General features: G+C 65.5%; 24 protein-coding genes (1 of these 24 running past the window's edge). 15 read left to right on the plus strand and 9 right to left on the minus strand.

What is annotated here, in order from left to right; translation table 11 throughout:
- The 5 genes in view from ACOOE2_RS16555 to ACOOE2_RS16575 are tightly spaced (at most 48 nt apart) and all read left to right on the plus strand, a layout consistent with a single transcriptional unit that may run on beyond the window.
- Nucleotides 1-896, plus strand: the 3' portion of a protein-coding gene (locus ACOOE2_RS16555) for a glycosyltransferase family 2 protein (protein ID WP_420384082.1). It extends 121 nt beyond the left edge of the window; only the last 896 of its 1,017 coding nucleotides appear in the window; the start codon falls outside the window, past its left edge; it ends in the stop codon at nucleotides 894-896.
- Nucleotides 893-2,407 (plus strand): oligosaccharide flippase family protein, encoded by a 1,515-nt coding sequence (locus ACOOE2_RS16560; protein WP_420384083.1) that lies wholly within the window; start codon nucleotides 893-895, stop codon nucleotides 2,405-2,407. The genes ACOOE2_RS16555 and ACOOE2_RS16560 overlap by 4 nt, the downstream gene beginning before the upstream one ends.
- Nucleotides 2,404-3,540, plus strand: coding sequence for a hypothetical protein (locus ACOOE2_RS16565; protein WP_420384084.1), 1,137 nt, complete (start codon nucleotides 2,404-2,406; stop codon nucleotides 3,538-3,540). The genes ACOOE2_RS16560 and ACOOE2_RS16565 overlap by 4 nt, the downstream gene beginning before the upstream one ends.
- A 48-nt stretch (nucleotides 3,541-3,588) precedes the next feature.
- Entirely contained in the window at nucleotides 3,589-4,593 is a 1,005-nt protein-coding gene (locus tag ACOOE2_RS16570; RefSeq protein ID WP_420384085.1) for a retroviral-like aspartic protease family protein, read from the plus strand.
- A gap of 47 nt (nucleotides 4,594-4,640) precedes the next feature.
- Nucleotides 4,641-6,491 (plus strand): ABCB family ABC transporter ATP-binding protein/permease, encoded by a 1,851-nt coding sequence (locus ACOOE2_RS16575; RefSeq protein WP_420384086.1) that lies wholly within the window; start codon nucleotides 4,641-4,643, stop codon nucleotides 6,489-6,491.
- 139 nt (nucleotides 6,492-6,630) lie between these two features.
- Here ACOOE2_RS16575 and hslU read toward each other — a convergent pair whose 3' ends face one another.
- From hslU to ACOOE2_RS16590, 3 genes are all read right to left on the minus strand, one after another.
- On the minus strand, nucleotides 6,631-7,932 hold the full coding sequence (gene hslU, locus ACOOE2_RS16580; RefSeq protein WP_420384087.1) for an ATP-dependent protease ATPase subunit HslU: 1,302 nt from the start codon (nucleotides 7,930-7,932) through the stop codon (nucleotides 6,631-6,633).
- Complete coding sequence (gene hslV / locus ACOOE2_RS16585) at nucleotides 7,932-8,519, minus strand: ATP-dependent protease subunit HslV (RefSeq protein WP_420384088.1); 588 nt, start codon at nucleotides 8,517-8,519, stop codon at nucleotides 7,932-7,934. Before hslV ends, hslU begins: the two co-directional genes overlap by 1 nt.
- 63 nt (nucleotides 8,520-8,582) lie before the next feature.
- Nucleotides 8,583-9,092: an outer membrane protein assembly factor BamE gene (locus tag ACOOE2_RS16590; protein WP_420384089.1), complete on the minus strand. Its 510-nt coding sequence runs from the start codon at nucleotides 9,090-9,092 to the stop codon at nucleotides 8,583-8,585.
- A gap of 290 nt (nucleotides 9,093-9,382) precedes the next feature.
- Between ACOOE2_RS16590 and ACOOE2_RS16595 the strand changes: the two genes are divergently transcribed.
- From ACOOE2_RS16595 to ACOOE2_RS16605, 3 genes are read left to right on the plus strand one after another with little or no spacing between them, the layout of a single operon-like run.
- On the plus strand, nucleotides 9,383-9,898 hold the full coding sequence (locus ACOOE2_RS16595) for a ubiquinol-cytochrome C chaperone family protein (protein WP_420384090.1): 516 nt from the start codon (nucleotides 9,383-9,385) through the stop codon (nucleotides 9,896-9,898).
- Complete coding sequence (locus ACOOE2_RS16600) at nucleotides 9,895-10,437, plus strand: YceD family protein (protein ID WP_420384091.1); 543 nt, start codon at nucleotides 9,895-9,897, stop codon at nucleotides 10,435-10,437. Before ACOOE2_RS16595 ends, ACOOE2_RS16600 begins: the two co-directional genes overlap by 4 nt.
- Nucleotides 10,427-11,869 (plus strand): MATE family efflux transporter, encoded by a 1,443-nt coding sequence (locus ACOOE2_RS16605; RefSeq protein ID WP_420384092.1) that lies wholly within the window; start codon nucleotides 10,427-10,429, stop codon nucleotides 11,867-11,869. The genes ACOOE2_RS16600 and ACOOE2_RS16605 overlap by 11 nt, the downstream gene beginning before the upstream one ends.
- A 183-nt stretch (nucleotides 11,870-12,052) precedes the next feature.
- Here the strand turns inward: ACOOE2_RS16605 and ACOOE2_RS16610 are convergent, their stop codons facing one another.
- Entirely contained in the window at nucleotides 12,053-13,726 is a 1,674-nt protein-coding gene (locus ACOOE2_RS16610) for an ATP-binding protein (protein ID WP_420384093.1), read from the minus strand.
- 196 nt (nucleotides 13,727-13,922) lie between these two features.
- Between ACOOE2_RS16610 and ACOOE2_RS16615 the strand changes: the two genes are divergently transcribed.
- Nucleotides 13,923-14,381 (plus strand): Dps family protein, encoded by a 459-nt coding sequence (locus tag ACOOE2_RS16615; RefSeq protein ID WP_420384094.1) that lies wholly within the window; start codon nucleotides 13,923-13,925, stop codon nucleotides 14,379-14,381.
- Nucleotides 14,374-14,868 carry an NUDIX domain-containing protein gene (locus ACOOE2_RS16620; protein ID WP_420384095.1) on the plus strand — a complete coding sequence of 165 codons (495 nt, stop codon included), beginning with the start codon at nucleotides 14,374-14,376 and terminating at the stop codon, nucleotides 14,866-14,868. The genes ACOOE2_RS16615 and ACOOE2_RS16620 overlap by 8 nt, the downstream gene beginning before the upstream one ends.
- Here the strand turns inward: ACOOE2_RS16620 and dinB are convergent.
- Complete coding sequence (gene dinB / locus ACOOE2_RS16625; RefSeq protein ID WP_420384096.1) at nucleotides 14,857-15,996, minus strand: DNA polymerase IV; 1,140 nt, start codon at nucleotides 15,994-15,996, stop codon at nucleotides 14,857-14,859. The two genes, ACOOE2_RS16620 and dinB, sit on opposite strands and share 12 nt — an antisense overlap.
- 75 nt (nucleotides 15,997-16,071) lie before the next feature.
- Here dinB and ACOOE2_RS16630 point away from each other — a divergent pair, with 75 nt between their 5' ends.
- Nucleotides 16,072-17,355, plus strand: coding sequence for a multidrug effflux MFS transporter (locus ACOOE2_RS16630; RefSeq protein WP_420384097.1), 1,284 nt, complete (start codon nucleotides 16,072-16,074; stop codon nucleotides 17,353-17,355).
- Between the two features lie 85 nt (nucleotides 17,356-17,440).
- Nucleotides 17,441-19,150, plus strand: coding sequence for a diguanylate cyclase domain-containing protein (locus ACOOE2_RS16635; RefSeq protein WP_420384098.1), 1,710 nt, complete (start codon nucleotides 17,441-17,443; stop codon nucleotides 19,148-19,150).
- Nucleotides 19,151-19,211: 61 nt separating this feature from the next.
- Here ACOOE2_RS16635 and ACOOE2_RS16640 read toward each other — a convergent pair whose 3' ends face one another.
- From ACOOE2_RS16640 to ACOOE2_RS16650, 3 genes are all read right to left on the minus strand, one after another.
- On the minus strand, nucleotides 19,212-21,242 hold the full coding sequence (locus ACOOE2_RS16640; protein WP_420384099.1) for a putative bifunctional diguanylate cyclase/phosphodiesterase: 2,031 nt from the start codon (nucleotides 21,240-21,242) through the stop codon (nucleotides 19,212-19,214).
- Between the two features lie 67 nt (nucleotides 21,243-21,309).
- Nucleotides 21,310-22,125, minus strand: a complete 816-nt coding sequence (locus ACOOE2_RS16645) for a LysR family transcriptional regulator (protein WP_420384100.1) — start codon at nucleotides 22,123-22,125, stop codon at nucleotides 21,310-21,312.
- Nucleotides 22,126-22,174: 49 nt separating this feature from the next.
- The gene (locus ACOOE2_RS16650) at nucleotides 22,175-22,864 is read right to left on the minus strand and encodes an SDR family NAD(P)-dependent oxidoreductase (RefSeq protein ID WP_420384101.1); all 690 of its coding nucleotides are present in this window, start codon (nucleotides 22,862-22,864) and stop codon (nucleotides 22,175-22,177) included.
- 143 nt (nucleotides 22,865-23,007) lie between these two features.
- Here ACOOE2_RS16650 and ACOOE2_RS16655 point away from each other — a divergent pair, with 143 nt between their 5' ends.
- Nucleotides 23,008-23,301, plus strand: a complete 294-nt coding sequence (locus tag ACOOE2_RS16655; RefSeq protein ID WP_420384102.1) for a hypothetical protein — start codon at nucleotides 23,008-23,010, stop codon at nucleotides 23,299-23,301.
- Nucleotides 23,302-23,338: 37 nt separating this feature from the next.
- Here the strand turns inward: ACOOE2_RS16655 and apaG are convergent, their stop codons facing one another.
- Entirely contained in the window at nucleotides 23,339-23,737 is a 399-nt protein-coding gene (gene apaG / locus ACOOE2_RS16660; RefSeq protein WP_420384103.1) for a Co2+/Mg2+ efflux protein ApaG, read from the minus strand.
- 115 nt (nucleotides 23,738-23,852) lie between these two features.
- Between apaG and recO the strand changes: the two genes are divergently transcribed.
- Nucleotides 23,853-24,458, plus strand: coding sequence for a DNA repair protein RecO (gene recO, locus ACOOE2_RS16665; RefSeq protein WP_420384104.1), 606 nt, complete (start codon nucleotides 23,853-23,855; stop codon nucleotides 24,456-24,458).
- A gap of 72 nt (nucleotides 24,459-24,530) precedes the next feature.
- On the plus strand, nucleotides 24,531-25,586 hold the full coding sequence (leuB, locus tag ACOOE2_RS16670; RefSeq protein WP_420384630.1) for a 3-isopropylmalate dehydrogenase: 1,056 nt from the start codon (nucleotides 24,531-24,533) through the stop codon (nucleotides 25,584-25,586).
- Nucleotides 25,587-25,597: the final 11 nt, after the last annotated feature.

The raw sequence follows: 25,597 nt of genomic DNA on the forward strand, positions 1-25,597 counted from the left end.
TCGATGACGGTTCGCGCGATGCAACCCGCGCGATCGCGCTGCATTATGCCGCCAGTGATTCCCGCATCCGCGTGATCGCGCGCGAAAATCGGGGGCTTGTCGCCAGCCTCAACGAACTGTTGGCCGCCGCCCGCGCGCCCTTGATCGCGCGGATGGATGCAGACGACGTATCCCTGCCCGAACGGTTCGCGCGCCAGGTCGCCTTCATGACCACCTATCCCGCAATCGGCGTGCTGGGCTGCTGGACACACGATATCGACGAAAACGATGCGCCCTACCCGCTCAATGCCATCGACCATCCGGTCGACCATCGCGGGTTCCTGTTTGCAATCGACGCCGGCCTGCCGTTGCTATGCCACCCGGCGGTCATGTTCCGGCGTGATCTTGTGCGCTCGGTCGGCGGATACCATCCCGCGTTCAGCCATTCGGAAGATCTTGACCTGTGGTTGCGCCTGGCCACGATCACGCAAGTCGCCAATCTGCCCGAACGCCTGTTGCGCTATCGCCATTACAACCAGCAGGTGTCGAGCCGCCACGCCACCGAACAACAGACCAATGCCGCGATCTCGCGCATTGCCTATGCCGAGCGTGCCGCCGGACGCCCGGATCCAACTGTCGCGCTGACCAGGATGCCCCCGCTAAAGGACATCGACGCGCTATTCGGCCGGCCCGGTGTGGCCCGCGCGGTGCGCGCGCTGGTCGCGCCGGGCCTGCTGTATTCGCGTGCCGGCCTCGGAGATAACGGCTTTGCCATCTTGTGCCAGTTCATCCGCGAAGGCGGAAACTGCCGCGGCCTGTGGCGGACGGTCGTCCGGCTGGTGTTGTTCGGCTACCCGTTGCGCGCGGCAAAGCTCGCGCTGGTGCTGGCCGTCCATCGCCCTGTGGCGGCACCATGAGCGACATACCGAGCCAACACCCTGGCCGCGAGGCTGCGGTCATGTCCGTGCGCGGTGCGGCCGTATGGGCGATGGCGGGCCAATACCTGGCCTTTGCGATACAGTTCGTCGCCTCGGTCGTCATCTCGCGCCTGTTCCTCAGCCCCGGCGAAGTCGGGCTGTTTTCGATCGCTTTGGCCACCGCGATGATCGTCGCGGTGCTGCAGGATTTCGGCCTGTCGCGCTATATTTCCGGGCTGACCGTGCTCGATCGCGACGAGATCGCGCGCTGCGGCTCGGTCGCGGTGCTGTTTTCCATCCTGATCGCCACCATCGTCGCGGCAACCGCGCTGCCGATGGCGGCGACCTATCATCAGCCGCAACTGGTTACGATCCTGCTGATCATCGCGGGCAGCTATCTGTTTGTGCCGATGTCGGTCGTGCCGATGGCGCTGATGGCGCGCGCAATGCAGTTTCGCGGGCTGTTTGCGGTCAATGTCTGCGCCGCGCTGGCGCAAGGCGGCGTTGCCGTTGCGCTCGCCGCATCCGGCTATTCCTCGTTTGCACTGGCCTGGGCCGCGGTCGCCGCCGCCGCCACCCGCGGGGTGGTCGCGCAGATCATGCGCCCCGCCTGGCCGCGCCGGATGCGGTTCGACGGTATCGGCGCCGTAGTCCACTTCGGTGCGCGCGCCAGTGTGCTGTACCTGACCGGCGCGCTGGGAACGCGCACGCCCGACCTGATCGTGGGCAAGGCGCTGGGGATCACAGCCGTCGGCCTATACAGCCGCGCGGTCAGCCTGTCGGACCAGTTCCGCATGCTGATTTCGGGCGCGATCGGCAGCGTGTTCTACCCCGCCTTTGCGCGCATCCGCGATCGCGGCGAGCCGCTGGGTCCTGCGTATCTGCGCGTGTGTGCCGGCTATTCGGGCGTCGTCTGGCCGGGCATGGCGGGGCTCGCCCTGGCGTCGGAGCCGATCATCCGCCTGTTGTATGGCCCCGCCTGGCTGCGCACCGCACCGCTGCTGGCGATGATCGCACTGACCGAGATCATGCTGGTCGCGCTGCCGCTGGTCAGCGATCTGCCGATCCTGGCGGGCAAGCTCAACAATCTGCTCGCGCGCAATCTGATCGATACGGTGATGTCGATCGTGCTGCTGGCGATCGGGTGCCGCTGGGGCGTCGAGGGCGCTGCGGGATCGCGGCTGGTCTATGCCGTGTTCTGGTTCGCACTGTATTTCCGCTTCATGCACCGCATCGTGCGGTTCGATCTGGGCGGGCTGATGATGATCTATCTGCGCAGTGGGCTGGCCAGCCTGGCCGCGATGCTCCCGCTGGCGCTGACATACACGTTCTGGGCCCCGCCCACCGCGATCACACTGGTGCAACTCGCGCTGGCATCGGGCGCGGGCGTCGTGAGCTGGCTGGTATCGCTGGCGCTGCTGCGCCATCCGGTGCTGGGCGAAATCCTGGGGCTGATGGCAGGCGTGCCGGTCATGCAACGCTGCGTACCCGTGCGGTTTCGCGCGGCATGATCGCGCTGTCGTCTATTGCCCTTGATCCGGCCAGCGGCTTGCGCCGCGAAAGCCCACGCCCGCCCGAATTGCGCAATGCAGCCTACGACGCAGGGTTCGACTGGGACACGCTGTTCTACGATTGCTACCGCGCCGGCCGGTATGTCGTGTTGCAGGGGCCGCCGTTCCTCAACCTGCTGCCTGCGCTACAGGCCAGTGCGCCGCTGAAACCGCGCTGGTTTGGCGGCCCGCGCTATGTCGTGCGAAACAAGCGCGGCGAGATCTGGTGCCGCCACGACGGCGACATGCTGACGCTTTCCGGGCCGGTCGGCACATACCAACTGACGATCCAGCCCGACCAGGCATCGCTGTTCGCAGGCCGCCGCGTGATCCACACCCTGTCAAAGGACAACACCCCGCGCTGGATTCGCGACTGGCTGCAATTTTACCAGGCCGAACACGGCGCCGATGCAGCGCTGGTCTACGACAACGGATCGCGCCTGTATTCCGCCGCCGATTTGCAAACCGAATTGCGTGCCGCATTTCCCGCCATGGTCATCCATGTCGTACCCTGGCCGTTCCGCTATGGCCCGCAAGGCGGACTGGCCGGCGCCGTAAACGGTGTGGAGGCACCGTGGGATTCGGATTTCTGCCAGACCGGTTCGATGGCGCACGCGCGCCTGCGGTTCCTGCGCGATGCGAAATCCGTGCTGAATGTCGATATCGACGAACTGGTGCTGTCCGATAAAGGCCGCTCGATCTTCGAAGCGACCGAAGCCACGCGCCACGGCTTCATCAAATTTCCCGGCCAATGGATCAGCGGCGCCAGCCCCGATCCGATTGACCACGAACCCTGCCGCCACGCCGATTTCACGCACCGCGCCTTGGCCGAAACACGCGAATGCCCGCCAAAATGGTGCGTGGTGCCCGCGCGCCACGATCCTTTCGGCACCACCTGGTCGGTGCACAACCTGTTCGGATCGCGCCACAACCGCGTGATCGACAGCGAATTCAGCTATCGCCACATGACCGCCATTTCCAACAGCTGGAAAGAAAACCGGGGCATCGCTGGCCAGTTCGATCCGGCGGGTTACCGCGAAGATCGGGCGCTGGTCGCGGCCTTTGCGCGCGCGGGACTTGCATCACACAACTAGTGGTCATGCCCCCGGCAAAGGCGTACACTATCGCCGGGAGATACAACGATGATCATGCACGCCGCCACTGCGCTGCTTGCCGCCACGGCGTTGCTTGTCGCAATTCCGCCGGCCCATGCGATCGAGCCCGACGCGATTGCGCCGCTCGTCATCCCTGCGCCCGATCCTGCGCCCCATTTCGCGGCGGGCATCGCGCCAAGCCCGCAAAAGCCCCCCCTCGCCGGCGATGACGTCTTGCGGATAAGCCGCGACGCCAATGATCGCATGACGGTGCCGGTCGAAGTCGCCAATGCCGCCGGGTTGCACAGCCCGTTCGCGTTCCTGATCGACACCGGGGCGGAACGCACGGTGGTCGCACGTTCGGTCGCCACACAGCTGGGGCTGGTGGCCAATAACCGTGCGCGGCTCGTCGGGGTCGCGGGCTTTCGCGATGTCGATCTCGTCGCGGTATCGTCGCTGACGCTGGGCCAGCGCAATCTGTATGACCTGGCTTCGCCTGTGCTGGAGGAAAAGGATATCGGCGCCGACGGCATCATCGGGCTCGACGGGCTGCAGGGGCAACGGGTTCTGCTCGATTTCGACCATAACCGGATGCTGCTTGGCGATGCCAAGGCGCTGGGCGGCGATCGCGGGTTCGACATCGTCGTGCGCGCGCGGCGCAAGAGCGGGCAGCTGATCCTGACCGATGCGTTGATCGACGGCGTGCACACCGCGATCGTGATCGACACCGGGTCCGACACTTCGATCGGCAATGTCGCGCTGGCCACCGCGCTCGCCCGGCGGCAGGCGCATCAGACGATGCAACTGGTTTCGGTGACCGGGCAGGAGGCCACCGCCGACGTGGGCGTGGCGCGCACGCTGGAACTGGGCGGCATGACGTTGAACAACACAGTCATCGCATTTACCGACGCCCCGCCGTTCGACCGGCTGGGGCTGCGGCGACGGCCGGCGTTGTTGCTGGGCATGGCGCAACTGCGGCTGTTTCACCGCGTGGCGATCGATTTTGCCGGGCGGCGCATCTTGTTTGCGATACCGGCCACGCCCAAGACCTGAGGGCAAACGCACTGGAATTTGGCGGCGAAATCCCTATGTCAGGGGTCATGCCTCCCGATAATCCCCACACTGCCCCGACCGGGCCCCAGCCCCGCCATGATGGCTGGCGCACATTGCAACGGTTTCTGCCGTACCTGTGGCCGCGCGACAATCCGGCGCTGCGCTGGCGGATCGTGATCGCCAGCGTGCTGGTGGCGCTGTCGACCGGGGTGCAGATGGCCCTGCCGCTCGCTCTGAAATGGGCAGTCGATGCGATGAACATTTCCGCGAACGGGACCGCGCGCCAGCATGCGGTCACGTTCGTGCTGCTGACCGTCATCGCGTATTCGCTCGGCCGGTTTGTCGGCGTGGTGTTCGACAATATCCGCAATTTCGTCTTCGAACGCGTGGGCCAGGATGCCACGCGCAAGCTAGCCGAACACGTTTTCGCGCGGCTGCACCGGCTGTCGATGCGGTTCCACCTCGCCCGGCGGACCGGCGAAGTGACCAAAGTGATCGAGCGCGGCACAAAAAGCATCGACACGATGCTGTACTTCATGCTGTTCAACATCGCGCCGACCGTGCTCAACCTGGTCGGTGTTGCAGTGATCTTCTGGATCACGTTCGGCTGGGGCCTGGTCGCGGCTACCGCGCTGGCCGTCATCGCGTATATCTGGATCACGCGCACGATCACCGAATGGCGCACGCATCTGCGCGAAAAAATGAACCGCCTCGATGGCCAGGCGCTGTCGCGCGCGGTCGATTCGCTGCTCAATTACGAAACGGTCAAATATTTCGGGGCAGAGGCGCGCGAAGAGGCGCGCTATGCGCAGGCCACCGGCGCCTACGCCGATGCCGCCGTTGCCAGCGAAAACAGCCTGGCACTGCTGAATATCGCGCAGGCGTTCGTCATCAATCTGCTGATGGCAGGCGCACTGGCCTATACCGTGATCGGCTGGTGGCAGGGCCGCTACACCGCGGGCGAGCTGGTGTTCGTGCAGGGCTATCTCACTCAGCTGTTCCGCCCGCTCGACATGCTCGGCATGGTCTATCGCACGATCCGCCAGGGCCTGACCGACATGGCCGAAATGTTTCGCCTGATCGATACCGAGGTCGAAGTGGCCGATGTCCCGGGCGCACCGGCGCTGGTGGTGCGGCGCGCAAGCGTGGCGTTCGACAATGTCGTGTTCGGCTATGAGCCCGATCGCACGATCCTGCACGGGCTGTCGTTCGACGTGGCAGCGGGCAGCCGCGTCGCGATCGTCGGGCCATCGGGCGCGGGCAAGTCGACGATCGGCCGGCTGATGTTCCGGTTCTACGATCCGCAATCGGGCCGGATCCTGATCGACGGTCACGACATTTCGCAAGTCACGCAGGCCAGCTTGCGCGCGGCCCTGGGCATCGTGCCGCAGGACAGCGTGCTGTTCAACGACACGATCGGTTATAACGTCGCTTATGGCCGCGAAGGCGCCAGCGATGCCGAAGTCGCCGCAGCCGTCAGGGGCGCGGCGATCGGCGATTTCATCGCACGCCTGCCGCAGGGGCTAAACACCGAAGTCGGCGAACGTGGGCTGAAACTTTCAGGCGGCGAAAAACAGCGCGTTGCGATTGCGCGTACCCTGGTGAAAAACCCGCCGATCCTGCTGTTCGACGAAGCGACCAGCGCGCTCGATACGCGCACCGAACAGGACATTCTTGGCACCTTGCGCGCGGTCGCCACCAACCGCACGACGATCTCGATCGCGCACCGCCTGTCGACCATCGTCGATTCCGATACCATCCTGGTGATCGACCAGGGCCGGCTGGCCGAACAGGGCAGTCATAACGAACTGCTGCGCCACGACGGGCTCTACGCCGAAATGTGGATGCGCCAGGCGGCAGAAAACACCGAAGACGAACTGGTCGAAGCAGCGCAATAAGCTGACACCCCCCTCCCCTTCAGGGGAGGGGCCGGGGGTGGGGCCTCTCGGCTACAATCCCCGCTCGCATGGATCCATCAGCGTCGGCGAGTGGGGAGGGCCCCACCCCAGCCCCTCCCCTGAAGGGGAGGGGCTTAAGTTAAAGGATGTATTTCGACAGGTCGGTATTCGCCGCCAAAGTCGCCAGCCGCGCAGCCACATACGCCTCATCCACCACGATCGTCGTATCTGCACGGTCCTCGGCCTCGAAGCTGACCTCTTCCAGCAGCTTTTCCATCACTGTCTGCAACCGGCGCGCGCCGATGTTCTCGATGCTGTCGTTGACCTGTTTGGCGGTGCGCGCCACCGCGCGGATCGCGCCCGGAGTAAAATCCAGCGTGACCTTTTCGGTGGCAAGCAGGGCGCAATACTGTTCGACCAGATTGGCACGCGTTTCCGACAAGATCCGCACGAAATCGTCTTCGGACAGCGCCTGCAGTTCGACGCGGATCGGCAGGCGGCCCTGCAATTCGGGCAGCATGTCGCTCGGCTTCGACAGATGGAACGCGCCCGAGGCGATGAACAGCACATGGTCGGTCTTCATCGGCCCATATTTCGTCGCCACCGTCGTGCCTTCGATCAGGGGTAGCAGATCGCGCTGCACACCCTCGCGGCTGACCGATCCGCCACGCATGTCGCTGACCGCGATCTTGTCGATTTCATCGATGAACACGATGCCGTTGGTCTCGGCATTGGCGAGCGCAACGCGCGCAACGTCGTCCTGGTCCATGCGCTTTTCGGCTTCTTCGTCGATCAGCTTGTCCCAGGCATCGCCGACGCGCAATTTGCGGCGCTTGGTCGCCTGCTTGCCGAACGCCTTGCCCATCATGTCCGACAGGTTGATCATGCCGACGCCGCCGGCCATGCCCGGTATTTCCATCGGCATCGCCGGCGAATCCTCGACCTCGATCTCCACTTCGACATCGGCCATCGCGCCCTGTTCGATGCGCTGGCGAAAGCTTTCGCGCGTGGCCTCGCTCGCGCCTTCGCCGACCAGGGCTTTCAGCAGGCGGTCCATCGCCGCCTTGCCGGCCGCCTCGCGCACAGCCTCGCGGCGGCGCGCTTTTTCCAGGCGGATCGCTTCTTCGGCAAGATCGCGCGCGATCTGTTCGACATCGCGGCCGACATAGCCGACTTCGGTGAACTTGGTCGCCTCGACCTTCACGAACGGCGCATCGACCAGCTTTGCCAGCCGCCGGCTGATCTCGGTCTTGCCACAACCCGTGGGCCCGATCATCAGGATGTTCTTGGGGCTGACTTCATCGCGCAGCGCGGGCGCCAGCCGCTGGCGCCGCCAGCGGTTGCGCAAGGCGACCGCGACCGCGCGTTTGGCGTCCTGCTGCCCGACGATATGATCATCGAGCGCGCGGACAATGGCTTTGGGGGTCAGACTATCGAGCATCAGACGGTTTCCAGCGTAACGCGGTCATTGGTAAAGACGCAGATGTCGGCGGCCACGCGCATCGCGCGCCGCGCGATCGTTTCGGCATCGGCTTCGTAATCGGCAATCGCGCGGCCCGCTGCGAGCGCGTAATTGCCGCCCGAACCAATGGCGGCGATCGTTGCGTCATTGATCGCCTCTGGCTCCAGCACATCGCCATTGCCGGTCAGGACCAGCAGTGTTTCGGCATCGGCCACGATCATCAGCGCCTCGAGATTGCGCAGGTATTTGTCGGTGCGCCAGTCCTTGGCCAATTCGACCGCGGCGCGCAGCAGTTGCCCGCGATGCGCCTCCAGCTTGCGCTCCAGCCGTTCGAACAGCGTGAACGCATCGGCGGTCGCGCCGGCAAACCCGGCAATGACCGGCGCAATGCCGTCAGAAGCTGGCGTGCCGAGCCGGCGCACCTTGCGCGCATTGGGCTTCATCACGGTGTTGCCCATGGAAACCTGGCCGTCACCGGCGATAACCGTGCGCCCGTTCTTGCGCACGCCGATGATGGTTGTTCCGTGCCACTGTATCAGGCCGTGGCTCGCCGCATGATCGTTCATGCGACAGATATTGGGGGGCGCGGCCGGCCATTCAATAGGCCGGGCCGCCCCCCTGCTCCGTGATCAGCTGCCGTTAGGGCCAGTGCCGCCGGGTCGGCCGCCGCCACCACCGCCGCCGCCCTGGCCGCCAGGACCACTGGTGCCGCCGCCAGGCAAGGCGCCCACAGTGCCGATATTGCCGAACAGGTCTTCAAAGAAACTGCGTTCGCGGCCCAGGGTCGGTGTCGTGTGCCGGTCGGGACGGATCAACAGCGCGTGCTCGACGCCATCATGCGTCACGTTCTGCACTGTGCCTGCGGTATCGAACGTCACATCCATGATCGATCCGGCGCGGATACGCGGGCGGGCAAACGGATGCTGCGTCGTGTCGAGCGAAATATAATACCACGACTGCTGACCGAACTGGCTTTTCAGCGTGGGCTCGCCCAGCGATTTCTGCACCGACAGCCGGTTGTCGACGCCGGGCAATATCGAATCGGTCAATGCCGCATCGACCAGATACCCGCGATGGTCCTTGATCGTGCTGCAACCGCTCGCGGCGAGAACCAGCGCAGCCAGGCCAGCCGCTTTCACGACCGGGCGCATTTGACTGCAAAAGCCCCGATCCTTCGTCCGTTCGATCCGCATTGCAACCTTTCGCACCTGATACCCATTGGTCTGACGCATACGCCATCCCAGTTAACTGCCCGGCGAGGCGTTTGCCTTCGCGCCATAGGCCTCTATAGCGCAGGCCATAGAGCATGATCATAAAAAGTGGGAACCGGTTTTTACGATAAATCATGCGACAACGAAAACTGCATGATCGTAAAGTGGGAACCGGATTTTGCGATAAATCATGCGCCCCTGAAATGGAATCAATCCCGATGTCGCTTTTGGCCAAATGGTTGCGCCCCCGTTCCGATCCGCGCGATGCGCTGCGTCCGCTGTGGCATCGTACCGTCGAAATCGCGCGCGAGCGAGAATGGTACGCCGATTGCGGGATCGCCGACAGCGTCGCAGGCCGGTTCGACGCGATTACACTGATCCTGGCGATCGTGCTGATCCGAATGGAGCGCGAACCCGACCTGATCGAGCCCTCGGTCCGTCTGACCGAACTGTTCGTCGATGATATGGACGGGCAATTGCGCCAGGGCGGCGTCGGCGATCTGATGGTGGGCAAGCATATCGGCAAATTGATGAGCACGCTGGGCGGCCGCCTGGGCGCCTATCGCACCGCGCTGGAAGAAGGCGAGGACTCAATGGCTGCCGCCGTCACGCGCAATGTCACGATGACCGGGAACGGCGATCCGGCAAGGCTGGCACGCCGCGCGCGCGCCTTTGCCGCAGGTCTGGCGCTGGTTCCCGGCTATCGCGTGCTGGCGGCGGAGATCGGCAAGTGAGCGCGCATCCGGCCATGGAGTTTTCGCGGATCATCGACATTCGCCATTTGCCGCCAACAGCGGTAGAGATCACCCCCGACGAGAGCGAACGCCGGCGGCTGGCCGCGCGGTTCACCCTGTCCGCGATCGAACGCATGGTCGCCACGGTCGAAATGATTGCCGATGGCACCACGATCAATGTCAAGGGCCGCATCCGCGCCGCGATCATCCAGGCCTGCGCGATTTCGGGCGAGGATTTCCCGGTAAGGATCGACGAGCCGGTCGACCTGCGGTTCGTTCATTCCCAGGCGGCGCAAGCTGCAGGTGACGACGAGATCGAACTGACCGCCGATGATTGCGACGAAATCGAATACGAAGGCCTGACATTCGATCTGGGCGAAGCTCTGGCGCAGACACTGGCGCTGGCGATCGATCCGTTCGCCGAAGGGCCCGATGCCGATCGTGCGCGCGCCGAACACAAGCTTGGCGGCGAAGCATCGGGCGGAGCGTTCGACGCGCTGGCTGCGCTCAGACCCGGGTCCGACAACGATGGCGACTGACGCAATCGACAGCATCGCCCTCGATCCCGAAGCGGCGCAAGGCGATCGTATCCCGCGCCATGGCAATCTGACCAGCGGGCCGATCATGACCACGCTGGTGCGGTTTTCCGCGCCGACGCTGATGGCCAATGTGCTGCAATCGATGAACGGCACGATCAATGCGATCTGGGTCGGGCGGATGATCGGCGGCAGCGCGCTGGCTGCGACCGCCAATGCCAATGTCGTGATGTTTCTGGTGTTTGCCGCCACGTTCGGATTTGGCATGGCCGCGACGGTCAAGGTGGGGCAGGCGTTTGGCGCAGGCAATATCGATGCCGCGCGCCGCACGTTCGGGACTGCGCTGGGTTTCTGTTTCGGCCTGTCGCTGATCGTGGCGGTGGTCGGCTGGTTCGGCGCGCCGTGGCTGCTCCACGCCATGTCCACCCCGCCGCAGGTGCTGGGCTTTGCCCTCGCGTACTTGCGCGTCGTGTTCATCGCGATGCCCGCGCAGATGATCACGGTCATGCTGTCGATGGGCCTGCGCGGCGCGGGCAATTCGGCCATGCCGTTGCGGATGATGATTATCGCGGTTGTGCTCGATGTTGCGCTCAATCCCCTGTTTATCGGCGGGTTCGGGCCAGTCCCGGCCCTCGGGATTGCCGGTTCGGCGCTGGCTACCACGATCGCATCGACCATCACGATGGTGGTGTTCGTGACGGTGCTGTATGCCCGCGACCTGCCCTTGCGGCTCAAGGGCCAGGAGCTGACCTATCTGATCCCCGAGCTTGGCGAACTGCGTTATATCGTGATCAAGGGCCTGCCGATGGGCGCACAGATGCTGCTGGTCTCGATGGCGTCGATCGTGATGATCGGGCTGGTCAATCGCGAAGGCGCGATCGCCAGCGCGGCCTATGGCGCAGCGCTGCAGACGTGGACGTATCTGCAAATGCCCGCGATGGCGATTTCGGCCGCAGTCAGCGCAATGGCCGCGCAGACGATCGGCGCGCGGATGTTCGACCGGATCGACGCGATCACCCGCGCCGGAGTCGTGCTCAACCTGGCAATCGGCGGCGCGATGACCATGCTGCTGCTGCTGTTCGACCGCCCGGTGCTCGAACTGTTCCTGGGCGCACACAGCCCGGCAGTCGCCCTGGCGCGGCATATCCAATTCCTGGCCAGCTGGGGCTATGTGCTGTTCGGCGTGACGATCGTGCTGTTCGGCACGATGCGCGCCGCCGGCACCGTCGTGCCCCCGCTGTTCGTTTTGGGTATCTCGATGTTTCCAGGGCGGCTGGGCTTTTACCAGCTCGCCCATCCCGCGCTCGGCATGGATGCGCTCTGGCTCAGCTTTCCGGTTGGATCGATCATCGCCGTCGCGCTGGCCTATGCGTCATACCGCCTGATCCCGTGGCGCAAGCGCATCGAAGCCGAGATTGCCGCGCGCAAATTCTAATCCTCCCCGGAACGGGGAGGGGGACCGCCCGCAGGGTGGTGGAGGGGCGGCGCCTCATTACGCTGACGCCGTGAATACGCGAAATGGTGTTGGCGCGACCTGATGAGGGTAGCGCCATGAGGCACCGCCCCTCCACCACTGCTTCGCGTGGTCCCCCTCCCCGTTCCGGGGAGGATGGTGGCCCTACCGGCTCTGCGCGCGCCAGCGTTGCGTCGTGCGTGCGATCATCTGTTCCTCGCCGCCCGATTTCGCCCACTGTTCGGCAAACGACGGATCGGCCGACGCCGGGCGCAGGGCCGCGTCGAGATCGTCGAACGCCACGCGCATCGGGATCGAGACGCCTTCGCCGCAGATCACGCATTCGCGGTTGCGCAGCGCCGGGATCGCATCCATGAAACCGCGCGCGCCTTCGGGCATGGCGGCGCGGACATGCGCCTGGTCGCGTTCGTTGTTCAGCCGCATGGCGATGATCGTGCCGCATTGCGACAGCACACCTTCGGCCAGATCCGACGGGCGCTGCGTGATCAGGCCCAGGCTGACGCCATATTTGCGCCCTTCCTTGGCGATGCGCGACAGCACTTTTGCCACCGAACTGCCATCGGAATTGCGTTCGTTGGGCACGTAGCGATGCGCCTCTTCGCACACGAGCAGGATCGGCCGCGTTTCTTCATCGCGCGCCCACACGGCAAAATCGAACACCAGCCGCGACAGCACCGCGACCACGGTCTGGGTAATTTCGGACGGCACACCCGACACGTCGATGATCGAGATCGGCTTGCCTTCCGAGGGCAGGCGAAACACCTGGGCAATGAAATCGGTCATGCAATCGCCGACCAGCAACCCTGAAAACATGAACTGGTACCGCGCATCGCCGCGGATTTCCTCGATCTTCGAGCGGATGCGCTGATAGGGGATCGATCCGGTGCCCTTGTCGAGCTTGCCCATTTCGTTGAGCAGGGTGTTGAGCAGATCGGACAGCAGATAGGGGATCGGCGAATCGACCGTGATCTTGCCGATTGCGGCGGCCAGCCGGTTCTTGGCGCGCGATTGCACCAGGCAGCGCGCCAGGATATCGGCATCGACCACGCGGTCCGACCCGCTCGAGGTCAGGAACACTTCGCAATGTTCCTCGAAATTCATCAGCCAGTACGGCATCTGCAGGTTCGACACGTCGAGCAGATGGCCCTTGTCGCGGAATGCCGAGATATATTCGCCGTGCGGATCGATCATCACGATATGGCCCTGCGGCGCCAGTTCGCAGATCCGGTGCAGGATCAGCGAGGCCGACGTCGATTTGCCGGTGCCGGTCGAACCCAGCAGCGCAAAATGCTTGCCCAGGAAGCTGTCGATATAGATGCCGGCGCGGATGTCGCGCGTCGGATGGACCGTGCCGATGCCGATATTGGGCCGGCCGTCGCTGGCATAGATCTGCTTGAGGTCGGCACGGGTCGAGACGAACACCAGCGCGCCCGGCATCGGGAAGCGTGTCACGCCGCGGCGAAAGCCGAAGATGTTGCCGGTCAGCTTTTCGGTATCGCCCTCGCCCATGAAATCGACTTCGGCAACGATCCCGCCATGCTCTTCGGCACGCAGCGCCTGGCGCAGATTGCGCACGACTGCGAGCAACCACACATTGCCCACGCGAATCTTGATCTGGCTGCTGACCTGGCCCGACATTGCGATCGACGGATCGGCATCGACCAGGCATTCCTGCAACCGGTCGGGATCGAACACCACGACGCACGTGCCGCCAGAGACATCGCGCACGACCCCGATCGGGCGGCTGATGTTTTCGCTCTGGTCGGCCGTCGCAGCCGCGGTTGCGGCGAACCCGGCGTGCCTGCTCATATCCGACATCAAATTCGTTCCCCGGATGACATTCGCGCCACCTTCGTCCGGGTTAACCGCGAGTGGTTAAAAGCGCGCTAACACCCCCGGAATTTCATGGGGAATCAAAGATCGCCCGATACGATCACTGCAAGCGACATAATCATCTGGTGCACCGTGCAGGCGCTGCTAGACTACGGTGGTAACGATCAACAAGGACAAGACCATGCCCGGAGACAATGCCAGCAAAGCGCTGATCGACAGCCTGAACGGGCTGCTTGCCGACTACTTCGCGCTCTATATCAAAACCAAGAATTTCCACTGGCATGTCGCGGGCCCCCAATTCCACGATCTGCATCTGCTGTTCGATACCCAGGCGACCGAACTGTTCGCGCTGACCGATGTGGTCGCCGAACGCGTGCGCAAAAACGGCGGCCTGACGCTGACATCTGTCGGCGCAGTCGGCGCCAAGAGCGCGATTGCCGACGACGATCGCACCGGGGTCGATGCGATGGCGATGGTCCGCGTGCTGCGCGAAGACAATATCACGCTGGTCGAACGCATCCGCGCAGCCAAGGCGGCGGCGGGCGAAGCCGGCGACAACGCGACCGACGGCATGTCCGACGACTGGACCGACCAGGCGCAGCAGCGCGTGTGGTTCCTGACCCAGATCCTGGGTGGCTAACCAGCACGGCCTGGCAGAGCGCGCATTTGCCGTTCTGCCAGGCTGGCTCCATCGCGGACTGCTGCGCGCACTGCAACCGCTGCGGCTGCGCCTGTGGGGCCTGGTGCGGCGCGAGGTCGAGGGCGTGATGGTCCTGGGCTTTACCCCCGACGGCCGGCTGCTGCTGGTGCGCCATTCCTATCATCTGCCCGACCAATGGCTCGTCCCCGGCGGCGGCCGCGCGCCGGGCGAAAACGCAATCGCCACCGCCACGCGCGAAATGGCCGAAGAAGCCGGCTGCAAGCTGACAGATACCGTCCTGCTGGGACAAATTGTACGCAAGATGCCGCACGGCTGGACCAACCGCATCGAAATCGTGACCGGCACGATCACCGGCACGCCGGTCGCCGATGGCCGCGAAATCATCGAGGTCATGCTCGCACCGCCCGGCGCCCTGCCGCCCGCAACCAACGCCGCCGTGCGCGAATATCTCGCGCTAAAACGGTAGCGAGCCCTGATCGCCGGGCCCCGCTTCAGCCGATGTGACCCCCACCCCTTCAAGTGCCGACAATGTCAGCCCCATCAGCCGCACCGGCTGTTGCAACGGCAGCAGCGCATCGAGCAAGGCAAACCCCATCTCGGCAAATTCCTGCCGCCCCGATACCGCCTGTGACAGCGACTTCGCCCGGGTCAGCGTCTGGAAATCGGCGCCGCGGAGTTTCAGCGTGACCGTGCGCCCGCGCGCGCCCGATTTTTCGATCCGGGCCCAGACGATCTCGACGATATTCCCGAGCGCCTCGCGCAGCGCGGGGCCCGATCCGATATCCTGGTCGAACGTGCGCTCCGCGCCCACCGATTTGCGCGGCCGATCCGCCTCCACCCGGCGCAGATCGATACCGCGCGCGGCGCGATACAGATAATCGGCCTGCGCGCCGAAATGCCGGCGCAGCACATCGAGCGGGATCGCGCGCAGATCGGCGCCGGTCGTCACGCCGATCGCGGCCATGCGCTCGGCGCCGCGCGGGCCCACGCCGTGAAACCGCGCCACCGGCAATCGCGCGACAAACGCCGCGCCATCACCGGGCCGAATCACGCACAGGCCGTCGGGCTTGTTCTGGTCCGACGCCAGCTTGGCCAGAAACTTGTTGTACGACACGCCCGCGCTCGCGGTCAGGCCGGTCTCGGCGCGAATCCTCTGCCTGATCAATTCGGCGATGCGCGTCGCCGACCCGATCCCGCGCTGATCGGCCGTAACATCGAGATACGCCTCGTCGAGCGACAGCGGCTCGATCTGGGCGGTGTAATCGGCAAAGATCGCGTGGATCGCCCGGCTGGCGGCGCGATAGGCATCGAAGCGCGGCGGCACGAACACCAGGTCGGGGCACAGCCGTGCCGCGCGGGTCGATGGCATCGCCGAGCGCACGCCGAAGGTGCGCGCCTCGTAACTTGCCGCCGCGACCACGCCGCGCGCCGCCGATCCGCCGACCGCGACCGGCCGGCCGCGCAAGGATGGATCGTCACGCTGTTCGACGCTGGCATAGAACGCGTCCATGTCGATATGGATGATCTTGCGAAAGCCCGCATCCTGACCCTCGTCGGGCCCAGAATCGCCGGACGCTTGTGCGGGCTGCTCCATCCCTTCACCCTAGCGCATTACAAACCGGGAGATAAGACGTGTAATCGGCGCGCGGCCACGCCTATAGGCGGCGCCATGGCCACCTCCTCCTCCACGATCGAAACGCCCCCGCCCCGGACCGGCCGCCCGATCGGCGGTACGGAATTCGTGGCGATGATGGCCGCCACGATGGCGCTGCAGGCGCTGGCGATCGACGCGATGCTGCCCGCGCTGGGATTGATCGCACACGATCTGGGCGTATCGAACCCCAACCACCGGCAGTTGGTGGTCGGGGTGTTCCTGGTCGCGGCGGGCATCGGATCACTGCTGCCCGGGCCGCTGTCGGATCGCTATGGCCGGCGCCGGGTGCTGCTGGTCAGCATTGGCACCTATATCGTGATGTCGCTGGGGTGCGCGCTGGCACCGGGATTCAACACCCTGATCGCGATGCGCATCCTGCAGGCGCTGTCCAGCGCTGCGCTGGCCGTGCTGCCGTCCGCGATCGTGCGCGATCGCCATTCGGGCGACGCGATGGCCCGCATGTCATCGACGATCGCGATGGTGTTCATGATCGCGCCGATGGTTGCGCCCAGCATTGGCCAGGCCGTCCTGCTGTTTGCCGGATGGCGCATGATCTTTGCCGCTCTGGCCGCGTTGACCGCGCTGGTCGGCGGCTGGATCGCGTGGCGCCTGCCCGAAACGATGGCGGTGCACCACCGCCAGGCGATCGTGCCGCACCAGATTGCGCGCAACATGATCGCCGCCGCGATCCTGCGCCAGTCATCCGGCTATCTGCTCGGCGGAGCGCTGATCTTCGGCGCGATGCTTGGCTACATCAACAGCTCGGAACAGTTGCTTGCCGAACATTTCGGCGCAGGCAGGATGTTTCCGCTGTTGTTCGGCGTGGTCGCCATCATGCTGGCGGCGGGCAATTTTCTCAACGCCCGCGTCGTCACGCTGATGGGCGCGCGCCGTGTATCGCACATCGCGCTGCTGGCGTTCGTGGCGCTCAGTATCCTGCAAGTGGTCCAGGCGCGATCGCCGCACGAAACGCTGTGGCAATTCATGCCGGTCATGGCGCTCAATGTCTGCATGCTGGGGTTCATCGGCGCCAATTTCGCCTCGATCGCGATGCGCCCGTTCGCCCACATCGCCGGCGCGGCCAGTTCGGTCCAGGCGTTCGTGCGGATGCTGGTCGGCGCCAGCCTGGGCATCGTGATCGGCCAGGCCTATGACGGCACCGCGCTGCCGCTGGCGATGTCGTTCCTGGCTTGCGGCGTCGCCGCGCTGGGCGTGGTGCTGTACAGCGAACGCGGGCGTCTGTTTGCCGGGCGCGACACCGGCGAAGACGATGCGTCCGCGCTGATCGACATGCATTGAAAATGGCCGGGATTTACCGAAAGTTCACCACACCTGGCCGGACGTAGTTAGCTTTCCTTAAAGTGTTGCACCGTATAGATATCGCATGGCCACGCCGTTTTTCCGGATTTTGCTCGCGCTGATTGCGATTGTCGCCCCCGCGGCGATATCGCAGGTGGCCCGTGCAGAACCCGCCCAGGCCGTCAGGGTATGCCACGCGGGCGCCGCGCTCACCGAAACGTATGCGCAAATCGCGCAAGACACCGCGCGGTGGACCTGCGGCCCGACCAACTGGTCGATCCTGCCGCCGCGTTCGATCCTGCGGTTCGAATTGCCGGGAACGGGCACCCCGCCGACCCTGTTGATCACGCGGCTGACCCGGTTTTCCGCAATGCGCCTTACGGTGATCGGTCGCGATGGCCGCAGCGTCTCGCGCGATGTCACGCAATCCGGCATGGTGCCGGGCACCGCCGACTGGGTGATGAGCACACAGCTGCCGCAAGCCCCGGCGCCGGCACGCACCGTCATTGTGCAGATCGATAACCCGCGCCATGTCGGCATGCTGTCCGATGCACGGCTCGGCCCGGCCAGCGCGGGCCAGGGTGGCACATTGACTGACGAGCTCGCCTTGGCGGCGCTGTGCGGCATGCTGGCGATGCCGCTGCTGTTCAATTTCATGTTCTACCGCGTCTTGCGCCGGCCGTTTCTGCTGTGGCACGCCGCGACCGCGCTGTTCATGGCGGCAACGACACTGGTCACCAGCGGCGTGATCAACCGGTTCGCCGCGCTGTCGCTGACCACGCTGTGCGTGCTGTCGGTCTACACCTGGGCCTCCGGCATGGTCACTGCGGCATTTTTCTCCGCCGACCTGATCGAGGAAGGCATGATCGACGTGCATCACCGGCGCCTGTTGCGGTTGACCGGGGTGTGGATCCCGCTGTGGTCGACATTCTATCTGTTTGCCGATGGCCCGCTGCGCGCCTGGGCTACGCCGCTGTATTTCATGTCGTTCTTGCCGGTGTTCGGCGTATTTGCGTGGGTCATGACGGTCGCGCGGCTGCGCGGCAGCCGTGCGATCAATTTCCAGATCGCGGCGTGGGCGCCGATGCTGATCACCGGGCTGATCCGTGTCGCAACCGGGATGGGCGCCACCGCCGCGCCGCTGGAACTGCAGTTCGAACAGCATCTGTCGATCGCGCTGGAGGTCATCATCACATCGCTGGGCGTGGCCGACCGCTTTCTGCTGCTCAAGCGCGAACGCGACGAGGCCAAGGCCGAAGCGCACCGGCATCGGCAGGAAGCGGACCACGATCCGCTGACCGGGCTGCTCAATCGCCGCGGGCTGGAACAGCGGTTTGCGATGCTTCTGGCCAGCGGGTTCAGCGCGATGGCGATCATCGACCTCGATCTGTTCAAGATGGTCAACGACACCCACGGCCACGCCACCGGCGACGATGTGCTGCGCGCGGTCGCGCACGTGCTGGCGGCCGATGACCAGACTCTGGCGGTGCGCTGGGGCGGCGAGGAGTTCCTGCTGCTGCTGGCCGGCACCGATATCGCCGCACGCGCAGAACGGCGGCGCCTGGCGATCCCGGTACGGGTGGCGACCGATGTGCCCAGCCTGAACCGGCTGGTCACCGCCAGCATGGGCCTGGTCGAACGGATTCCGCGCGATGGTTCCGACTTGTCGTTCAGCGACCTGTACAATCACTGCGACCGGCTGCTGTACGAAGCGAAATTGCGCGGCCGCAACCGCACGCGATACGGGTTGGCCGGCCAACTGGCCCTGAAGCCCGCGATCACCGCCAAGGCCTAGCTCCCCTCCCCTTCAGGGCTACCGAATTCACACAAGCGATTGAAGCTTAAAGGGAGGGACTTCAAGCCACCGCGCGCTTTACCCCGGCCAGCATCACCGCCGCGCTGTCGGGCGCGCCGAAATGATAGCCCTGCATGCGGATAATCCCCAGCGCGCGCGCTGCCTTGGCCTGCGCCTCGGTCTCGATCCCCTTGATCGTGCAACCCAGCCCCAGTTGCCACGTCAGCGCCACGATCGCGCCGGCCACCGCGCGCGCGCCGGGGTCACCCGGCAGCGCCTCCGCCAGCGCACCGTGCAACTTGATCAGGTCGAGCGGCAGATCGCGCAATTGCGACAGGCTGGACCAGCCCGCGCCAAAATCGTCGAGGGCAATGCGAAACCCGTGTTCGCGCAAAGCCTCCAGCTGGCGCGTGGCGCGGCGCGGATCGTCGATCAGCGCGCGCTCGGTCACTTCCAGGATCAGATCGCTTGGCCGCCCGCCCGCATCGGCCGTGATCGCCGCCAGCACTTCGGCCACGCCATCGCGCACCACATCGCGCGGGCTCAGGTTGATCGACAGCGCAATGCCGTTTTCGGCGGGGCGACATTCCATCAGCGCGCGGGTCAGCACCAGCCGGGTGACTTCGCTCATCCGCCCGGTGGCATGCGCCATCGCCATGAATTTCGCCGGCGCCTGCCACGTCCGCCCGTCGGGAGACCAGCGCGCAAAGGCTTCGGCGCCGACGATGCGGCCGTTACGCGTGTCGATCACCGGCTGATACACCAGCCGCAGCCGGTCTTCGAGCACGCTGTCGTGAAACTGCCGCGTCATGACCGCGCGCTGGCGATGCGCGGCCTCGTCATTGGTGCCGAACATCACGACCGCGCCATCGCCCTGCTGCTTGGCCTTGTACAGCGCGGCATCGGCGCGTTCCAGGGAATCACTGGTCAGGGCGCTGGTCAGGGCACTTGTCAGGGCGCTGGTATCACCGATGCCCGCGACCTGTCCGATCGCGCCATCGGCGCGGTACAGCCCGATCGAGCACAGCACGCGCAATTGCGTCCCGTTGAACGGGATCGGCTGGCTGACCGCATCGGACAGCGCCCGGCTGGCCGCGCACACTTGTGCAGGACTGAACGCGCCATCGAACAGGATAGCGAATTCGTCGCCGCCCAGCCGCCCGTGCGCGTGCACCCCCGGCTGCATCCCGATCCGCGCGGCGACCGCGCGCAGCACGGCATCGCCGGCGGCATGGCCATACGTATCGTTGACATGCTTGAACCCGTCGAGATCGGCCAGCGCCAGCCACGAACAGGCATCGGCGCCCGCGACCAGATCATCGCGCAACACTTCAAGGATCGCCCCGCGATTCAGCACGCCGGTCAGATCATCGATCGTCGCGCGATGATAATTCGCACGCGATTCGCGTGCGGTATGCGCCAGCCGCCGCGCAAGTCGCTGCCCGTTCAGTTCGCGCCGCACGAATTCACGATGATTGGTCAGGATCGCGATCAGCATCGTTGCGGTCAGCACCGATTGCACCAGCGCCAGCAGGATCGCATCGGCATTATGCGACGCCAGAAACACCGCCGTCGCCGGCACGGAAAACGACAGCGCCACATTGAACGCCGTGCGCGGCGCCTGTGCCAGCGCGACGACCGCGGCAAACGCCGTCACCGCCAGCACATAATGCACCAGCATCGCCTGTTCGATCGAGCCGTACATCGACAGCAGCACCGTCCAGGTCATGAACGCGAGCGAAAACACACCGCCGACGAAGCTCATCCGCCGCAGCGCGGCGCGTTTGCCATCCAGCGACAGCGCCGCCATCCGCCGGGGCCGCCAGGCGCGCCCGCGCACACCCGCCACCGCCGCGAGCACCACGCCGATCGCCTGTACCGCGACCGGCGCGACGCCATGAAAGCTGACATCGAGCAGCCCTACGTCGAACAGGATCACGAGGTACAGCATCGGCACACGCCGCGCGATGCTGGTCACATACGCTTCGACAAACAGCGGCGAAGACCGTTCGCGCATGGCGCGGCGCTGCTGCCGCCAAAGGCGGACGGCCGCAGTCGCATACGGCGCAGCACGGTCTTTGTAAAAACCCATCGCGCTCGAATACGCGGGCGCGGGTTAAGGCGCAGTCAACGCGGTATAAGCAGCGACTGAAATCGTCCTATTCGGCTGCATCCTGCAATGCAGCGACCAGCGCGCGGACCTTTTTCTGGCGCCATTGCGGCACCGGTGCGACCAGCCAATACCCGCGCCGCCCGGTCTCCGGCTCGCCCAGCGCGCGCACGTGGCCGTTGGCCACCGCCGCCTCGCCCAACAGGCGCGGCACGCGCGCGCGGCCCAGCCCGGCGGCGGCCGCGCTGATCGCAGTGCCCGCATCGCCGACCGATATGTCCATGTCGCGCGGGCTTTCGCCCGCCGCATCCGTATCACCGGGCCAGGAAATCCACGGCGCGGTATCGGGCACACCGGGCCCTGCGACGACCAGCGTGCCAAGCGGACCCAATGCGATCCCCTCCAGATCGCCCGGCCCTTCGCACCAGCGCACCGCCAGATCGAGATTGGCCTCGGCAAAATCGGTTTCGCCATCGCTGCCGATCAGCGCGAAGCGCAGTTGCGGATTATCGCGGCGGAATGCAGCGAGCCGCGACGACAGCCATGCGGCAAAGAAATCGCGCGGGCACGCAATCGTATAGACATGGCTCGACTGCCCCGCCTGTATCGCCTGCACGCCCTCTTCAAACCGCAGGAACCCTTCGCGGATGGCATCGAGCCCGGCCGCAGCCTCGTCGGTCAGTTCCAGGCCCTTGGAGGTGCGGCGAAACAGAATAACGCCGAGCAGATCCTCGAGCGCGCGAATCTGCTGCCCCACCGCCGCCGGCGTCACCGCCAGTTCGTCGGCCGCGCGCGTAAACGACAAGTGGCGCGCCGCCGCATCGAGCACGCGCAGGCCGTTGAGGGGAAGGTGGGTCCGCTTCATCCGCGCCTCCTTCACGTCAGCAGGGCGAACTTGTCAAATGTTTAGCGCGTCAGTCGGGGCTGCCGTGCGCCACCGGGATCAGCGCACCGCTGATCGCGCGCGCCGCGGGCGACGCCAGATACGTGATCACATCGGCGATCGCGCGCGGCGTGACCCAGGTGCTGGTGTCGGCATCGGGCATGTCGGCGCGGTTGGCCGGCGTATCGATCGTGCTCGGCAACACCGCATTGACGGTGATTGCACTGCCTGCCAGTTCCGCCGCCAGCGCTTCGGTAAACCGGTGGACCCCCGCCTTCGACGCGGCATAGGCGCCCATCCCGGCCGCCGCCTGCAGCGCGGCACCCGCACCGATGTTGATCACCCGGCCAGCCTTTGCCGATTTCAGCGCCGGCAACGCCGCCCGGGTTATCGTCACCGCAGTAATCACGTTCATCGCATGCATCTTGTGCCAGGCAGCCGGGCTGCCGTCGGCGACCGTCTCCCAGGTGAACCCACCCGCGATATTGACCAGCACGTCGATGCCGCCGGTCTGCTTGGTGATCGTGCCGATCAGTGTGTCGACCGCAGCCGCATCGGTCAGGTCCACGCCGCCCATGTCGACCCCGCCGGCCATGACATCGGGCGCGGTCGGGGCAAAATCGACGCGGACGACATGGTCGCCCTGCGCGGCAAACGCATGCGCAACCACCCGGCCCAGAGCGCCGAACCCGCCGGTGACAATGATCGTCCGCTCGCCCATGCCACATCTCCTGAAAATCCGGGCCCTGTTCAACGCATCGGCGCATGCAAGTCAACACCGCATGGCCATCTGCGCAACGCCGGGCTGTGCATGGGTCGCGAACATGCTAGATCGCAACCACCACACGCGAGGAGATATCGAGGATGACCGCCACCGGACGCTGGAAAATCACCCTGTCGACACCGATGGGCCCGCAGGAAATGACCGCCACATTCGACGCGGACAGCGCTGCGATGACCGGCACGATCGAAAGTTCGCTGGGTTCGGAAGCCATTACCGGCACCGCCAGCGGCGACACACTGGCCTGGACCATGAAAGTGACCAAGCCGATGCCGCTCGACCTGAGCTTCGACGTGAATGTCGAAGGCGACGCGATGACCGGCACCTGCAAGCTGGGCATGTTCGGCAATGCCGGCGTTGTCGGCGTGCGGATCTGAATTGGCCAGGCCCCGCTCACCCGGGCGGGGCCTCGGATCAAGCCGCCGGCGCGGACGCCGCCAACGGAAAGAACGGGATCGCGACATCGAAATACGATCCGTCGCCGCGGCGCATCGTGTAATGCCCCTGCATGCTGCCATGCGGCGTGCCCAGCGGACAGCCCGAGACATAATCGTGGCTCTGCCCCGGCGCCAGGAACGGCTGTTCGCCGACCACGCCTTCGCCATCGACCGCATTGACCACACCGCGCCCGTCGGTGATCCGCCAGTGCCGCGTCAGCAGCTGGATTTCCTCATCGCCATCGTTTTCAATGCGGATGTGATAGACCCAGAACCACTTGCCTGCATCGACGCGCGACTGCTCGGGCAAAAAATTGACTGCGACCCGCACGGTCACGCCATCCGTCATCGCGGCATGTTGAAAAAGCTGCTTCATCGCCAAACGCTAACGCACATCCGGCCGCGATCCAACGGTCTTTTGGGCCAGCCCATGCAAAATTTGTCGCGCGGGCCCTGTTTCCAGCCCTCGCCAAGGCGGATAGGATCGCCCCATGCTGATCCGCGTCGATGCCCTGCTCTGCGCATCGCGCGCCCATGGCGAACATGGCGCGGTGATCCGCGCGCTGACCGCGGACCACGGCCTGGTCGCGGCCTATGTACCCGGTGCACGCGGGCGCGTGCTGCGCCCGGTGCTGATCCCGGGCAACACACTGTCGATCGAAATCCACGCGCGCGGCAATGCGCAATTGCCCTCGGCGCGCGTCGAACTTGTCGTCAGCCGCGCGCCCTGGCTGAGCGAGCCGCTGCCCGCTGCCGGCATCGGCTGGACCACGACGCTGGCCGCCGCCTCGCTGCCGGATGGCCACCCGTACCCTGCGATCCATGCGGCGCTCGGCGCGGTGCTCGATGCGATCTGCCATGCGCCCTCGGCGCGTGGCTGGGCGCGCGTGCTGGCGGGGTACGAGGCGGTGCTGCTGCGCGAGGTCGGCTATGGCACCGCGCCGATGCCGCCTGGGGAAGAGACCTTTGCCGAACTGCTGTCCCGGCTCGACCGCCAGGGCACCGCGATCGGCGCACGCCTGCTCAACAGCCGCGCGCAGCACCAGATCATGGCCGCACGCACGCAACTGATCGAACGATTGCGGCGGATTGGCTGATTGACCCGAACCCGCCCCGGAGGCAAAGGAACCGCTTTGGCGACACAGCCGCGTGATGATTTCGAGGGTGCGATGAAAATTGCGGTAATGCCGGGCGACGGGATCGGTCCCGAAGTGACACGTGAAGCGGTGCGCGTGATCGACGCGTTGGACCTGGGCATCACGATGACCCACGCCGACGTTGGCGGCATGGCCTACCACGCGCACGGCCACCCGCTGCCCCCCGCAACGCTCGACATCGCCAGCGCAGCCGACGCGATCCTGTTCGGCGCCGTCGGTGATCCGGCCTGCGACGCGCTCGATCGCCACTTGCGCCCCGAACAGGCGATCCTGGGCCTGCGCAAGGCGCTGACGCTGTTTGCCAACCTGCGCCCCGCGCGCGTGTTTGCCGGCCTCGAAAGCCATTCCGCGCTGCGCCCCGAAATCTCGCGGCTGATCGACCTGGTCATCGTGCGCGAGCTCAACGGCGATGTGTATTTCGGCGAAAAAGGCTTTCGCACCAACGCGGCGGGTGAACGCGAAGGGTATGACGTGATGTCGTACGCCACATCCGAAGTCGAACGCATCGCCCATGTCGCGTTCCGCGCGGCGCAGGGCCGCAACAAGCGGCTGTGTTCGGTGGACAAGGCCAATGTGCTGGAAACATCGCAATTGTGGCGCGACACCGTGATCGCGGTCGCTGCGCAGTATCCCGATGTCGCACTGGAACACATGTATGTCGACAACGCCGCGATGCAGCTGGTGCGCAATCCCGGCCATTTCGACGTCGTGCTGACCGGCAATCTGTTCGGCGATATCCTGTCCGACCAGGCGAGCATGTGCGTCGGCTCGATCGGCCTGCTGGCCTCTGCGTCGCTGGGAGAGCGTCAGACGGAATTCGGCACCTTCGGCCTCTACGAACCGATCCACGGCTCGGCACCGGACATTGCCGGCAAAGGCTATGCCAACCCGCTGGCGACGATCCTGTCGGCCGCGATGCTGCTGCGCCATTCGCTGGGCCAGGTGGCCGCTGCCGACCGGATCGAAGCCGCCGTGGCCGCCACGCTGCACGATGGTGTCCTGGGGCGGGATCTGGGCGGCACCGCCGGCACTGCGGAAATTGGTGACGCCGTCGTCACAAGGTTGTAAGCGCGCCAACA

The sequence above is a fragment of the Novosphingobium sp. genome (genome assembly GCF_965214355.1).
In the GTDB taxonomy this organism is placed as follows: Bacteria; Pseudomonadota; Alphaproteobacteria; order Sphingomonadales; family Sphingomonadaceae; genus Novosphingobium.

What these genes read in the sequence shown, in the direction of transcription:
- ACOOE2_RS16575 (WP_420384086.1), top strand. Translation starts at nt 4,641, where the DNA reads ATGCCTCCCGATAATCCCCACACTGCCCCGACCGGGCCCCAGCCCCGC.
- ACOOE2_RS16645 (WP_420384100.1), bottom strand. Translation starts at nt 22,125, where the DNA reads ATGAAGCGGACCCACCTTCCCCTCAACGGCCTGCGCGTGCTCGATGCG.
- recO (WP_420384104.1), top strand. Translation starts at nt 23,853, where the DNA reads ATGCTGATCCGCGTCGATGCCCTGCTCTGCGCATCGCGCGCCCATGGC.
- ACOOE2_RS16635 (WP_420384098.1), top strand. Translation starts at nt 17,441, where the DNA reads ATGGCCACGCCGTTTTTCCGGATTTTGCTCGCGCTGATTGCGATTGTC.
- ACOOE2_RS16615 (WP_420384094.1), top strand. Translation starts at nt 13,923, where the DNA reads ATGCCCGGAGACAATGCCAGCAAAGCGCTGATCGACAGCCTGAACGGG.
- hslV (WP_420384088.1), bottom strand. Translation starts at nt 8,519, where the DNA reads ATGAACGATCATGCGGCGAGCCACGGCCTGATACAGTGGCACGGAACA.
- hslU (WP_420384087.1), bottom strand. Translation starts at nt 7,932, where the DNA reads ATGCTCGATAGTCTGACCCCCAAAGCCATTGTCCGCGCGCTCGATGAT.
- ACOOE2_RS16655 (WP_420384102.1), top strand. Translation starts at nt 23,008, where the DNA reads ATGACCGCCACCGGACGCTGGAAAATCACCCTGTCGACACCGATGGGC.
- ACOOE2_RS16640 (WP_420384099.1), bottom strand. Translation starts at nt 21,242, where the DNA reads ATGGGTTTTTACAAAGACCGTGCTGCGCCGTATGCGACTGCGGCCGTC.
- ACOOE2_RS16650 (WP_420384101.1), bottom strand. Translation starts at nt 22,864, where the DNA reads ATGGGCGAGCGGACGATCATTGTCACCGGCGGGTTCGGCGCTCTGGGC.
- ACOOE2_RS16595 (WP_420384090.1), top strand. Translation starts at nt 9,383, where the DNA reads ATGTCGCTTTTGGCCAAATGGTTGCGCCCCCGTTCCGATCCGCGCGAT.
- ACOOE2_RS16630 (WP_420384097.1), top strand. Translation starts at nt 16,072, where the DNA reads ATGGCCACCTCCTCCTCCACGATCGAAACGCCCCCGCCCCGGACCGGC.
- ACOOE2_RS16565 (WP_420384084.1), top strand. Translation starts at nt 2,404, where the DNA reads ATGATCGCGCTGTCGTCTATTGCCCTTGATCCGGCCAGCGGCTTGCGC.
- ACOOE2_RS16610 (WP_420384093.1), bottom strand. Translation starts at nt 13,726, where the DNA reads ATGTCGGATATGAGCAGGCACGCCGGGTTCGCCGCAACCGCGGCTGCG.
- dinB (WP_420384096.1), bottom strand. Translation starts at nt 15,996, where the DNA reads ATGGAGCAGCCCGCACAAGCGTCCGGCGATTCTGGGCCCGACGAGGGT.
- ACOOE2_RS16560 (WP_420384083.1), top strand. Translation starts at nt 893, where the DNA reads ATGAGCGACATACCGAGCCAACACCCTGGCCGCGAGGCTGCGGTCATG.
- apaG (WP_420384103.1), bottom strand. Translation starts at nt 23,737, where the DNA reads ATGAAGCAGCTTTTTCAACATGCCGCGATGACGGATGGCGTGACCGTG.
- leuB (WP_420384630.1), top strand. Translation starts at nt 24,531, where the DNA reads ATGAAAATTGCGGTAATGCCGGGCGACGGGATCGGTCCCGAAGTGACA.
- ACOOE2_RS16570 (WP_420384085.1), top strand. Translation starts at nt 3,589, where the DNA reads ATGATCATGCACGCCGCCACTGCGCTGCTTGCCGCCACGGCGTTGCTT.
- ACOOE2_RS16605 (WP_420384092.1), top strand. Translation starts at nt 10,427, where the DNA reads ATGGCGACTGACGCAATCGACAGCATCGCCCTCGATCCCGAAGCGGCG.